The organism is Bacillus sp. FSL K6-2944 (assembly GCF_038005385.1).
Lineage (GTDB): Bacteria > Bacillota > Bacilli > Bacillales > Bacillaceae_G > Bacillus_A > Bacillus_A cereus.
In genome coordinates this window covers 654,661-667,014 of the sequence record NZ_JBBOTE010000001.1, presented here as the reverse complement: position 1 = coordinate 667,014, position 12,354 = coordinate 654,661, and the positions used below count along the sequence as shown (strand labels likewise).

Below are 12,354 nucleotides of genomic sequence, written 5' to 3'. Positions count from 1 at the left end.
TATATTATATAAATCTATTAAAATAATAAGCCAACGATTGTTGCTGATAAGAAACTTACTAATGTTGCACCGAATAGTAATTTCAAACCAAATCTTGCGACTACATTCCCTTGCTTTTCATTTAAGCTCTTAACTGCCCCTGCAATAATCCCAATTGAAGAGAAGTTTGCAAATGAAACTAAGAATACAGAGATAATCGCTGTCGTTCTATCTGAGAAATTAAAGTTTCCTTGTGCTAAATCTGTCATAGCGACAAATTCATTTGATACTAATTTTGTTGCCATAATATTTCCGGCATTAACTGCTTCATGCCAAGGTACACCCATAATAAATGCAAATGGTGCAAATGCATAACCAAGAATTTCTTGGAATGAAATACCGATTACACCTTTAAATACTGCATTAATGAATGCGATAAGAGCAACGAAACCGACTAACATAGCTGCTACTGTAATCGCAACTTTAAATCCATCAATAATGTATTCCCCTAATACTTCAAAGAAGGTCTTCTTCTCTTCTTCTTGTACTTCTAACATATCTTCTTCCTCAGTAACTTCATATGGGTTAATGATAGAAGCAATGATGAAACCACCGAATAAGTTAAGCACTAAAGCGGTTACAACATATTGTGGTTTTAATAACACCATATATGATCCAACGATAGACATAGAAACTGTAGACATTGCTGATGCACATAATGTATACATTCTTTTCTCTGGCAATAACCCTAGTTGTTTCTTAACTGAAATAAATACTTCAGATTGTCCTAAAATCGCAGATGCAACAGCGTTATATGATTCTAGTTTCCCCATTCCATTTACTTTACTTAATGCTAGACCGATAGATTTCACAATAATAGGTAATACTTTAATATGTTGCAAAATACCTATTAAGGCTGATATAAATACGATTGGCATTAATACACTTAAAAAGAACGAAAACTCTTTTTGATTTACTAATCCACCAAATACGAAATTCACACCGTCAGCGGCATATTTTAATAGCTCTCCAAAACCATCTGCTATTCCGCTAATTAATATATTCCCTACACTTGTATTTAATAATAGAAACCCCAAAATGAATTGTAATATAACCATCGTTATGATTGGACGATATTTGACTTTCTTTCTATCATTACTAGCAAGCCAAGCGATACCTAAAATCAATACGAGGCCAAAAACACCGATTAAGTATTTCATAAGCCGTTTCCTCCCATTCGTATCCGCTTACATTTTTTTCAATTATTAAAGCAATAGATATACTTTAAACGTATATCTATTGCTTTAAGCTTTTATCGATTAGTAGTTATCTGTAGCACCTTTTGCATCATTTAATACGATTGCAACACTAGCACTTGCTCCAACGCGAGAAGCTCCAGCAGCTACCATTTTGTCTGCATCTTCACGTGTACGAACACCGCCAGATGCTTTTACACCAACGTTTGGTCCTACTGTTTTACGCATTAATGCGATATCTTCAGCAGTTGCTCCGCCAGTTGAGAATCCAGTTGAAGTTTTTACGAAATCAGCACCAGCTTTTACTGATAATTCACAAGCACGTACTTTCTCTTCATCTGTTAATAGGCAAGTTTCAATGATTACTTTTACAAGAGCTTTTCCTTTTGCTGCTTGTACTACTTCATAAATGTCTTTTTCAACAAATTCGTTATCGCCATCTTTTAAAGCGCCTACGTTGATTACCATATCAACTTCAGTTGCACCTTTTGCGATAGCATCTTTTGTTTCAAATGCTTTTGTTTCAGTAGTGCTTGCTCCTAATGGGAAACCGATTACAGTACAAACGTCTACATCATGTCCAGCTAGTTCATCAGCCGCTAATTTTACCCATGTTGGGTTAATACAAACAGAAGCGAATTTATATTCCTTTGCTTCTTCGATTACTTTCATAACATCTTCTTTAGTAGTATTAGCTTTTAAAATTGTATGGTCAATTAACTTTGCAATGTTCATTATCTTCACTCCTCATATCTTTTAACAACTTCATTCTAACTCTTAGTTGAACAAATGTAAATACACTTTTGAAATTTTGTTCATTCTTTTTTAAAAGGCATTTTCTTGTAGTAAATAAAGCGCATTCTAACAAAGAACACTTCATATATAATCAAATTTTCTATGTTAACAATGGTAGTATGTATCTCCATATCCATAATTATTTTTAAAAAAGCAATTTGTGTTCAAAAAAGACTCCTATCATTCATACATAACAAAATAAAAGGAGTTCTCAATATGTTAATTTTGAGAACTCCTTTTATTTCTAACCTTTTTGATAATGTAACAGTTCTTTTGCTGTATGCTGATCGATAATTAATACATTTGCATACCCGCCACGTAACGCACCATCAATTGCTTTTATTTTTCTATTACCACCTGCAACTAAAATAGAGCGTTTCTTTAATTTCAGTTCCTCTAACTCAATTCCAATGGTACGCTTATTGATTTCTTCACTACTAATATTTCCGTCTCCATCAAAGAAACGTGAACAAATGTCACCAACCGATTGTTTTTTGAGTAAATTTGTTTCATCCTTATCGAAATAACCTAATCGGAATAATAGCGCTTCGTCTCGCACTGTTCCTACAGTGAAAATTGCAATATTCGCTTGTTTTCCCATTTCGATAATGTGATGAATATGTCGATCCTGCTCCACTAATTCTTTTGTCACTGCATTATCAAATATAACCGGAAGAGGTAGATTTCTTGGCGTCGTTTGAAAAGCATCTGCAAATAAAGCTATCGTCTCATTCGCATATGTATTTACACTTGAATGACTAATACCACCTTTTAGCTGGACAACCTCTACCCCTTTTACATGTTGCGATACGATTTTTCTAGCGATTTCATACATAGTCATGCCCCAGCTTACACCAACAATATCACCGTTTTTAACCGTCTTTTCCATATACTCAGCAGCATATTTACTTATATACTCTGTAATCGTTGCATATTCCGGCACTGGAGAAAATACCACATGTGCCTCTAACAAGTTGTACTTTTCTTTCAGTAAATTCCCGACGTTATCTAAATCAGCAAATGGATCAGCGATGCTAATTTGAACAAACCCTTTTTCTTTCGCGTACTTTAACAATCTAGAAATCGTCGGTCTTGAAATATTTAATTTATTAGCAATTTCTTGCTGACTATAATCTGATTGATAATATAATCTTGCAACTTCAACGCTTAATTGTTGTTTATCTTTTTCCATAGTAACTCATTACAAATCCCTTCCTGTATTTCCCTTTCGTTACAAGCATTATACAGCTTTATGCAAAAAAATTCGACTACCGAATTTTATCTAACTGAACTTCTATTCCACTTATTATATACAATGAAACCTTATTGTGTAGATTTACAAACCCAATATAGAAACACTTAAAACATATAAATCGGTTTATATGTAATTCTTTATTGCTTTTCCTGTAGTAACGATAACAAAGCCGTTCAATAAGAAACATGAAACATCGTCTAAAAGCTATTCAAATACCCCTCATAAACAAAAGATACTGTTCATAAGGGGTATGTATTCAATTTAAGTTTATAAAAATCGGATGGAAACACTGCAAGTTCTCACTTATTTAGAATAAGAGAAAAGATGATGTTTTATTTGTTCAATAAAATAATGATGGTGTATATTATCGTTAGATACGCGACTTGCCATAATAGCTCCCTCCATTGAAGATGCAAGAAAAGAAGCGAGCGATATAATATCTATATCTTCTTTAAGTTCTTGTTTCTCTATTCCTTCTTTTATGAGAGAAGCCATTAACATTACTGTATCATCATAACCTTTTGCTGCTGCTTTTTGTAATTCTGGAAATACTCCAGTACTTTCAATTGCGCTATTAAGTAATGGACAGCCTCCAGCAATAGGAGGATTATTAGCTGCATCTTGATATACAAGGAAAATTGCAAGGATTTTATCAATTGCTGTCTTTTTATTTTCCATTGCTTTATGCAAATGACTCCACATAATCTCACCACTTTTGTCATAGGCAGCAAGGACAATTTCTTCTTTACTTTTGAATCTACGATAAATAGATCCTTTAGGTAGTTCAGTAGCTGTCATTATATCCTGTATGGATGTGCGAGTTATCCCATTAGTATTAAATAAATATAAAGATGTTTCAATAATTTTTTCTTTAATCTTATCAACTTTAGTCATACTTTGTAATCCTCCTAATAAAAACGAGCTTAATATTCCAGGTGATATTTACCATCTATTTTCTTGAATTTTTTTGTAAGTATAAATAAGTTTGGAACAAAAATATATTATCCATCCCTATATTATGTGAACCTCAAACAATACAGTTTGAAAAGAGGTAATCAAATTGTATTATCTATATCATTCAAATAAATTTTCTGTCAAAATTAACATGTCCAATTATTTAATTCAGTCCTGTTATACAACTAATTTCACCTACAATTGTAGAAGGTGTAAAAATATATAGTTAATTTTAACGTATAGACTATGATTATTATATATAATTTTTATTAATATGTTTAGCTAAAGTGTTTGAACTACTCCCACTTTCACTTCGTATATTAGGATATCTCCCGCAGTCCTTGCAGTTAAAAGCCTTATCACTTCATTCTATAAAAAGCTAATTGTCAAAAATTAATGAGTACTGAAATTTGCTTGTAAATAAGCAACTGAGATATAAATATATTTGCTTTTTACCATTTTGATTTCGTTAAAAGGGTTTAAAAAACTAGAAACTTGTAGTATCATTAGATTTCGATTCAGACCGAACCGTCCGGTTTTAATATAAATATATTTAGAAGGAGAACGTTATGCAGAAAGAAAAATCAAAGATTATAGGTAATTTAATTACGGGGGCAATAAAGTGAACTTTATAAAAATGAATAAAAAAGAAATTATTATGTTAATAGTTTATACAATGTTTGCACTACTCCAAATTGGCTTGTTCATATTATTTGGCCTATCACTTTTAACTAACAGTAATTTAGTTGAATCAGAATTTGCTCTTAGTGCCATCGGTTTGACTGTACCTGCTATTGTAGGAATAATTTTCTTTAGGAAAGAAATTATTGAAAGTTTTACTTATTTTAAAGAGAAAACAATTTTGAAAATAGTAAGCATTCCTATGGTGGTTTTACTTATGGTAATTGTGGAAAATTCTATTATGCATTTTCTAAACATAGGTCAGCCAGAGAACCAAGAACAGGTCCTTACAAGGGGCGCAGAGGTGCCTATTATATTCACATTACTTCTATTTGGGATTATAGGGCCAATAATTGAAGAAATCATATTTCGTCATATATTAGTGAATCGTTTTTCGGAATATGTTGGTACTGCTATTGCATCCATCGTTTCGATTATAATTTTTGCAGGTCTTCATTCAAATCAACTTTCGGATCTTGCTATATATTTACCTGGTACGGTGATGCTTACTGCGGCTTATCTTATTTCTAATAGATCCCTTGCATATGTTATAGCGATACATATGTTAAACAATTTTATTCCTTTTATTTAATTGCATATGTCATAACAAGACATATGTAATTGAAGGTTTTGATGCAAAAATACTCTATGTTTCTATCGAGTATTTTTGGTACCAGAACCACTTTTTCTAAATCATAAGAAATCTTATCAAAACTACAACTTATTAGGAGAGTGTCGGTTATGATTGTAACAACAACGTCTGGAATTCAAGGTAAAGAAATTATTGAGTATATTGATATTGTAAATGGTGAAGCTATTATGGGTGCAAACATTGTCCGCGATTTATTCGCTTCAGTTCGTGATGTTGTCGGTGGCCGTGCTGGTGCTTATGAAAGTAAGCTAAAAGACGCTCGTGATATTGCAATGGACGAAATGAAAGAACTTGCAAAACAAAAAGGTGCGAACGCTATCGTTGGTATTGACGTAGATTACGAAGTTGTACGTGATGGAATGTTAATGGTTGCTGTCAGTGGTACAGCTGTACGTATATAAGTAAATAAAAAAACGGTTCCTCCCTTGGAATTTATACTTTGAGGAGGGGCCTGGTTCTGTTGCAGATTTTAAAGAATAAAAAGAGATGTTGATAAAGCATTATACGTCGAAAAAACACAGTTTGAGTGTAAACTGTGTTTTTTTATATAGAAGCCTCATCCCATCACTATCAAGCTAAAATTTTGTGTTAACTTGTAAAAAATGTACATTTTTTACTTTGGGGTAATTTTGAATCCTTAAGCTTATGGGCATGTGCTGGTACCCTCTAATACTGTACAAATTTTTTATAAATGGTTGTAAGGTTCTACGTTTTTGACCATTCTGTACAACGATAACTTTGGTTTATTGATTTCACCTGTAATCTGGTAGCCTATCCTCTGATACAATTTAATGGCAAGTTGGTTCTCTTTCTTTACCGTCAGAGAGCATTTGGCAAAGCCTTGCAGCGAAGCTTGTTCCTCAGCAAACTCAATTAATCTGGTACCTATCCCTAGTCCTCGACTTTCGGGCAGTAAGGCAATTGTTCCGATGTGAAACTCGTCATCTTCTCCCTCCTTCAAGGTAAACATGGAATAAAGCATTTTGATATTCAGAATGTTATAAACAACAAAACCCAGCTTTCGGAACGAAAGCAGCTGTTTAAAAGTGGGCCAGGCAAGACGATTTAAAACGGGTATGGGATAGCAAGTAATCATCCCTAAAGTTTTCCCGTCCATTTGAGCTTCATAGGCGTATTGATGACTAAAACGGTTGTTCTCCTGCCGCCATAGCTTACAAAATGTCCAATCGACTGTGTTCTTCTCCTCAGATCCTGCAAGTGGAAACGCCATGTATTCCAATGCCATTACATTTAGCTGGGCGCCGACCATGGATTGATGAACAGCCTTTACAATAGAGATTTTATTCATTATCCTATTGCTCCTTTTCACTTTCTATATTATTAATATTAATTATCATGGATTTGAATCAGTTCACTTCCCTCTCAATTCATCCTTAGCTTTGAAACCATAATAAAATGTATTTAAAACAAGCTCTGCAGCAGATTTTTTAGCCACATTTCCTTCATGTACCTGTTCCCAGGTATGGAAAAGCAGAGCATAAAGCGTATTCAAAATCCATTCACTGCTAACTGTTTGCTGAAAGTAACCTCTTTGTTGTAGCAATTCAATAACGCGTCTTAAGGGTTCCCTCAGCTTCTCTTCTGCTTCACCTAATTCTTTGTTGTTAAATACAGATGCATCATGACCTAGAAAATAGATTTTGTCACCTAAAGGGATTAACGCTTCAATGAGTTCCGGGATATAGTTTTCGCTTCTTTCCTCATCCAGTGGAATCTGGTTTACAGTATCACTTACCAGTTGTATAGCCCGATGGCCCAAGAACAGCATCAATTTCTCCCTGCTTTCGACGTAGCGATGGAGTGTAGCAATTCCAATTCCCGCATATTCCGCAATTTCATTCATCGAAGCAGTAGGATTTTCAACAAGCAATATAGTAGCTGAATCAAGAATTGCATTAAATCTCGCTTCCTTCAACGCTGACAAATCTTTCTTCATCGTCAATCTCTCCCTTTTTCTATATAAAGTCGTCATTTTTGATAGATAAATATATCATTTGATATTATAATAAACAATCTCAAATAAAGTGTCCAGCTGCTGAATGTAGCTTTTCAAAAAGAATTATATTCCTGAAACTGATAGTACTTTGAATGTTTCATTTTTAGTATTTCATTATTTAGATAACGATGAAGAAATTAAATTCTTTAATGTAATAAATACAAGAGCCAAAGGAAATGGTACGAGTTACTTTCTGCATAAAGTTATCGGTTTATTTTAAAATTCACTTCCGGGTATTTGGTTATCAGCCTTTTAAGGGTTGAGCCGTCATCCTTCTGTTTTACATACTGGTCAAAAAATGCCAGGCTGAATTCGTTAATAATACGATGAACTTCCTTTGGATTTTCACCTGGGCTCTGCAACAGAGGTGAGAACAAATGTAAATCGGTAAAGCTTGTATGATCCGTATGAGGAATGACCATTGACATACCACCGCCAGCTAACCCGCGTCCGTATCGCTCCCTCACTTCAAAGGGATCTGCTTCATCAGGCTCTTCTGCATTCATGAGCAGAAATGGTTTTCCAATGCCACTTTCAGGCAAGATTTCACCATACAATGTACCATCCATATTGATAGCTGCTTTGACACGAGAATCTTTTGCAAGTATTTGTGCTGCGGTAGCTCCACCGTAAGAGTGGCCAAACATTCCAATTCGCGAGGTATCCAGTCTTCCTGTAAAGAAACCGGTCTCATCGTTTTCGTTAAGTTTCTCTATCTGATTAAGGACAAAGCTGACATCTTCCTCCCATAATTTTATGTGACTATCTCCTTCATCAGTTAAATTGATGGGCTGTACGTAAGCAGTTCGACCACCTGGAAAGACGGTAGCTGCAGCATCAAAGGTATGATCGATACTTAGAACAATATATCCTTGACTAGCCAACTCCTCAACTTGAAACGTGTTTTGATTACGAAAACCATTAAAACCATGAGAGAAGAGTAATATGGGATAGTGATTCTCTGAGTCTGAGAGTTGTAAATCCATAAACGAATGAGACTTTACCAATTCCATGTGGCTGAATGCAAATGCAGGAATAGACAATGTTTTTTTCAATCCCTTGGAGAGCTCATTTATGTTACGAATATAAGGTTCTGGATCCCCCTTGCTTTTTTCAGCTGCAGGATACCAAATTTGCACCATCAGTTCGCGCCGATCGTTTGGATTTTTTGAATATGGTTCATTTCTCTGATGATCAACCCAATGATATAGCTTCGTACCGACCCTATGTGGACCAGTTGGTTCTTCAAATGAAAATACTGGCATAAGTAAGGGTAGCGCAACTGCTACAGACAAATAGATACATAGTAACGAAGTCTTAACTATGAATATACCCGAACTTCTAAAGCCCTTTTTCCGCCCAGCTAATAAATAGCATAAAATTAAGATAACTGGGGATACATATGCCGGAATCATCTGCCACCTAAAACCTTCTGCCAATAACTGAACTGTAACCATTACAACGGCAATCAAAGTAGCTAATTTAGACCACTTTTTCGTTTCTCTGCCTATTAACAGTATCCAACTCAATAGACTAAAATTCACTACTATCAAAACAACTTCCCAGAAATTCATTGGCCTATCTCCTTTGCATGCATTTTATTTCTAATTAAAGAGGTAGTTTTCAGCCTAAGCAAAAGCAGATGAAACACCTATATAGTTGCACTAATTATGCTTAGTAACCGTTTCATCCACTCTACTCCTCGTATATTAATATTTAAGCCCTATTACAGGCTTAGATTTTCTTCTTAATAAGAGCCCTATAAATAAAAATACTTGGACGTCTCAAGATATTTCTAGATAATGATTGTAGGATCATTTGGGACAATTCTTTCACCTCCTGTGGATTTACCACATTTGAAGAGTGTTTCTCAGTGAACGTGCGGGACTCCCTACTCGCAGGCTGAGCAGCCTGCCCCTCGAACCTAGATGATAGTAGCTCTAGGGCGGCTTTCGATTCAGGACTAGCTCTCATACACGAGGTTGTTGGTCGGCGTACACACTAGAGATATCTCGAGACGTCCAAGAAATGATTCTAATATAGAAGGGAGGTCTCTTACATGAGATTATTTGTTGGTTTAGATGTAAGTTCGTTTGATATGAAAGTTTGCTTTTTAAATGGTGATGGAGAAAAACTGGATTCTTTTTCGGTCAGTAATGACCTACCAGGAGCTACTACACTCAAAGAAAAATTATTACAGTGTGTTGCAGGGAAAGAGGTCGACATCCTTAAGATTGGCCTAGAATCCACCTCTGTTTACAGCTTTCATCCTTCTATGTTTCTTCACCATGATATAGATTTACAGCGTTTTGGAGCAAAAGTATTTCTCCTAAACCCAAAGCAAGTCGCAAATTTTAAGAAAAGCTATTCTGACATGAATAAAACCGATGAGATTGATGCCTATGTCATTGCTGATTACTTACGATTTGGCCGCAATCAAATGTCTATCGTAAAAGAAAGCCAGTACGTGGCACTGCAGCAATTAACTCGATCACGATACCAACTTGTCAAAATGTTAACGAAAGAAAAACAACACTTTCTTCAACACCTAAGTTTTAAATGTAATACATTTTCACAAGAGGTGGATACTTCCGTATTTGGTAGCGCCATGACAGAACTATTTCTTGAAAAATTCAGCTTAGAGGAACTAGCTAATATGCCTTTAGAAGAACTCGCTGAGTTCCTACAGGAAAAAAGTCGAAACCGTTTTGGTGATCCAAAATGCGTAGCAGCATCCATTCAAAAAGCTGTGAAAGCTTCTTATCGCTTGGATAAGGTTGTAGAAGATTCAATAGATGTCATCTTAGGTACATCCATCGCAGTCATTCGTACGTTTCAACAGCAAATCAAGGAATTAGAAAAGTCTATTAAAAAAATCATGGCTGGTTTGACCCAAACACTTGAATCTATTCCTGGAGTAGGTCCTGTTTTCGCTGCCGGTATCATTGCTGAAATTGGCCAAATCGAAAGATTTGACGATGAAACAAAAATAGCCAAATACGCTGGATTATACTGGCGAAAGCACCAATCTGGTCGTTTTACAGCTGAAGATACTTCATTATCCCGTACAGGTAATCATTACTTGCGTTATTACTTAGTTGAAGCCGCCAATTCAGTAAGAAAGCATGTATCAGATTATCAAGAGTATTACGTGAAAAAATATAATGAAGTACCAAAACATCAACACAAACGTGCACTCGTTCTAACCGCAAGAAAATTTGTGCGATTGGTGGATGCGCTACTACGTAGCCACCAACTTTTTACGCCTGGAAGGTGTGTGAAAGAATGACATAAATTTTTGTCATCGCTACCTTTCATTATTTTCCAGTAAATTACATTCGTTACTGGTTTAGTTTCGTGATGCCTTTTTTAAACAAATTGACCTTTGGCAACTTTAAACTTTGTTATTTCTCAGTTGACATACTACCGCAGGTCTTTATTCAAATTAAAAACTTAAAATGCCCAGCTACCTTTACGGAAAATTGGTTCTACAGTTCCATCTGGTAGAATACCGTCGATGTCCATCTCACTGCTGCCAATCATAAAGTCCTCATGTGTTACTGAAATATTTGCCCCTAACGTTTCAAGTTGATCGTTTTCTAAATCTCTTCCACCCTCTAAGCAAGTTGGATAAGCTTTACCAATCGCTAAATGGTTCGATGCATTTTCATCAAACAATGTATTAAAATATAAAATTCCCGATGCTGAAATTGGTGATTCATGTGGTACAAGTGCTACTTCACCTAAATAGCAAGAGCCTTCATCCACATTAATAAGCTCTTGTAATAAATCATGTCCTACCTGTGCTTCAGCTTTAACAATTTTTCCTTCTTCAAATGTCAGTTTAAAGCCATCGATAATATTCCCTTGATAAACTAATGGTTTTGTATTGCTTACATAGCCATTTACACCTTGTTTCATCGGTAACGTATAAACCTCTTCTGTCGGCATATTAGCCATAAAGATAGTATCATCAGGAGTTTTACCACCTCCAGTAACCCATTTATGCTGTGGTGCTAATGCAATTGTTAAATCAGTACCTGGCGCTGTATAGTGAAGCTTCATATATTTTTTATCGTTCAGTAGGACCGCACGAGATTCTAAATTTGTTACATGTTCACGCCATTTTTCAATAGCACTGCCGTCACCAATACGAACAGCTTTAAAAATAGCCTCCCATAATGCTGGTACTTGATCCTCAGTTGCTAAACCTGGGAACACCTTCGATGCCCACTTTGGTGAAGGAACTGCTACCATCGACCAAGCTATTGAATCCTTCATTACGGCGTTGCGATTGTTTCTCAGAGCAGCTCCTGCTACCTTTTGATAGGTAGCTAGACGATCAGATGAAATACCTGTAAATTTATCAGGATCTGTAGCATCTATCATTAATAGTGCTCCTTTACGTTCGATCAGCTCATCATTCATTTTGACTATCCACTCTGGGAAGCGATTAAATTCTTCATCTGAGGCATAATCAAAGTAAGCACGTTCCATTTCTTCATCCGAAAAATTAACATGAACAAGCCCTGCCCCAGCCTTATAAGCCTCTTTCACAACTATACGGGCGAAATCCAATGCATCCACTGATGTATTGACTAATAAGTATTGCCCTGGTTGAATATTGACACCGATTTTCACCGTAAGTTCTGCATATGCTTGTAATTTTTCTTCAAAAGTCATATTATTTACCTCGCTTTTATTAAATTGGTTTTGAATTCCCCTCACTAACTTACTTTCTGAACAGGTTTTCTCAGAATTTCCA

The 12,354-nt window shown here is 35.4% G+C and carries 11 protein-coding genes; 3 read left to right on the top strand and 8 right to left on the bottom strand.

Going from position 1 to position 12,354, the window contains the following annotated elements; genetic code table 11:
• Positions 1-17: 17 nt before the first annotated feature.
• The 4 genes from MHH55_RS03485 to MHH55_RS03470 all read right to left on the bottom strand — a co-directional run bounded on the left by MHH55_RS03485 (position 18) and on the right by MHH55_RS03470 (position 4,179).
• Positions 18-1,199 (bottom strand): NupC/NupG family nucleoside CNT transporter, encoded by a 1,182-nt coding sequence (locus MHH55_RS03485; protein WP_000876188.1) that lies wholly within the window; start codon positions 1,197-1,199, stop codon positions 18-20.
• 99 nt (positions 1,200-1,298) lie between these two features.
• The gene (gene deoC, locus MHH55_RS03480; protein ID WP_001017440.1) at positions 1,299-1,970 is read right to left on the bottom strand and encodes a deoxyribose-phosphate aldolase; all 672 of its coding nucleotides are present in this window, start codon (positions 1,968-1,970) and stop codon (positions 1,299-1,301) included.
• A 304-nt stretch (positions 1,971-2,274) separates the two neighbouring features.
• Positions 2,275-3,222 (bottom strand): sugar-binding transcriptional regulator, encoded by a 948-nt coding sequence (locus MHH55_RS03475; protein WP_078187042.1) that lies wholly within the window; start codon positions 3,220-3,222, stop codon positions 2,275-2,277.
• A 366-nt stretch (positions 3,223-3,588) separates the two neighbouring features.
• Entirely contained in the window at positions 3,589-4,179 is a 591-nt protein-coding gene (locus MHH55_RS03470) for a TetR/AcrR family transcriptional regulator (RefSeq protein ID WP_078187043.1), read from the bottom strand.
• A 682-nt stretch (positions 4,180-4,861) separates the two neighbouring features.
• Here MHH55_RS03470 and MHH55_RS03465 point away from each other — a divergent pair.
• A complete protein-coding gene (locus MHH55_RS03465) occupies positions 4,862-5,512 on the top strand; it encodes a CPBP family glutamic-type intramembrane protease (protein ID WP_001009308.1) in 651 nt (216 codons plus the stop codon).
• Positions 5,513-5,661: 149 nt separating this feature from the next.
• Positions 5,662-5,973 carry a heavy metal-binding domain-containing protein gene (locus tag MHH55_RS03460; protein WP_000637505.1) on the top strand — a complete coding sequence of 104 codons (312 nt, stop codon included), beginning with the start codon at positions 5,662-5,664 and terminating at the stop codon, positions 5,971-5,973.
• A 284-nt stretch (positions 5,974-6,257) separates the two neighbouring features.
• Here the strand turns inward: MHH55_RS03460 and MHH55_RS03455 are convergent, their stop codons facing one another.
• The 3 genes from MHH55_RS03455 to MHH55_RS03445 form a co-directional block, all read right to left on the bottom strand.
• Positions 6,258-6,881 carry a GNAT family N-acetyltransferase gene (locus tag MHH55_RS03455; protein WP_001033856.1) on the bottom strand — a complete coding sequence of 208 codons (624 nt, stop codon included), beginning with the start codon at positions 6,879-6,881 and terminating at the stop codon, positions 6,258-6,260.
• Positions 6,882-6,944: 63 nt separating this feature from the next.
• A complete protein-coding gene (locus tag MHH55_RS03450) occupies positions 6,945-7,529 on the bottom strand; it encodes a TetR/AcrR family transcriptional regulator (RefSeq protein ID WP_000710981.1) in 585 nt (194 codons plus the stop codon).
• A 263-nt stretch (positions 7,530-7,792) separates the two neighbouring features.
• Positions 7,793-9,163: an alpha/beta hydrolase family protein gene (locus MHH55_RS03445; protein ID WP_078188008.1), complete on the bottom strand. Its 1,371-nt coding sequence runs from the start codon at positions 9,161-9,163 to the stop codon at positions 7,793-7,795.
• Between the two features lie 485 nt (positions 9,164-9,648).
• Here MHH55_RS03445 and MHH55_RS03440 point away from each other — a divergent pair, with 485 nt between their 5' ends.
• Positions 9,649-10,878 carry an IS110 family transposase gene (locus tag MHH55_RS03440; RefSeq protein ID WP_340880302.1) on the top strand — a complete coding sequence of 410 codons (1,230 nt, stop codon included), beginning with the start codon at positions 9,649-9,651 and terminating at the stop codon, positions 10,876-10,878.
• A gap of 164 nt (positions 10,879-11,042) precedes the next feature.
• On the opposite strand, the gene MHH55_RS03435 is transcribed toward MHH55_RS03440, so the two are convergent.
• The gene (locus tag MHH55_RS03435) at positions 11,043-12,272 is read right to left on the bottom strand and encodes an aminopeptidase (RefSeq protein WP_000141967.1); all 1,230 of its coding nucleotides are present in this window, start codon (positions 12,270-12,272) and stop codon (positions 11,043-11,045) included.
• Positions 12,273-12,354: the final 82 nt, after the last annotated feature.

What these genes read in the sequence shown, in the direction of transcription:
- deoC (WP_001017440.1), bottom strand. Translation starts at nt 1,970, where the DNA reads ATGAACATTGCAAAGTTAATTGACCATACAATTTTAAAAGCTAATACT.
- MHH55_RS03470 (WP_078187043.1), bottom strand. Translation starts at nt 4,179, where the DNA reads ATGACTAAAGTTGATAAGATTAAAGAAAAAATTATTGAAACATCTTTA.
- MHH55_RS03440 (WP_340880302.1), top strand. Translation starts at nt 9,649, where the DNA reads ATGAGATTATTTGTTGGTTTAGATGTAAGTTCGTTTGATATGAAAGTT.
- MHH55_RS03460 (WP_000637505.1), top strand. Translation starts at nt 5,662, where the DNA reads ATGATTGTAACAACAACGTCTGGAATTCAAGGTAAAGAAATTATTGAG.
- MHH55_RS03455 (WP_001033856.1), bottom strand. Translation starts at nt 6,881, where the DNA reads ATGAATAAAATCTCTATTGTAAAGGCTGTTCATCAATCCATGGTCGGC.
- MHH55_RS03445 (WP_078188008.1), bottom strand. Translation starts at nt 9,163, where the DNA reads ATGAATTTCTGGGAAGTTGTTTTGATAGTAGTGAATTTTAGTCTATTG.
- MHH55_RS03485 (WP_000876188.1), bottom strand. Translation starts at nt 1,199, where the DNA reads ATGAAATACTTAATCGGTGTTTTTGGCCTCGTATTGATTTTAGGTATC.
- MHH55_RS03450 (WP_000710981.1), bottom strand. Translation starts at nt 7,529, where the DNA reads ATGAAGAAAGATTTGTCAGCGTTGAAGGAAGCGAGATTTAATGCAATT.
- MHH55_RS03435 (WP_000141967.1), bottom strand. Translation starts at nt 12,272, where the DNA reads ATGACTTTTGAAGAAAAATTACAAGCATATGCAGAACTTACGGTGAAA.
- MHH55_RS03475 (WP_078187042.1), bottom strand. Translation starts at nt 3,222, where the DNA reads ATGGAAAAAGATAAACAACAATTAAGCGTTGAAGTTGCAAGATTATAT.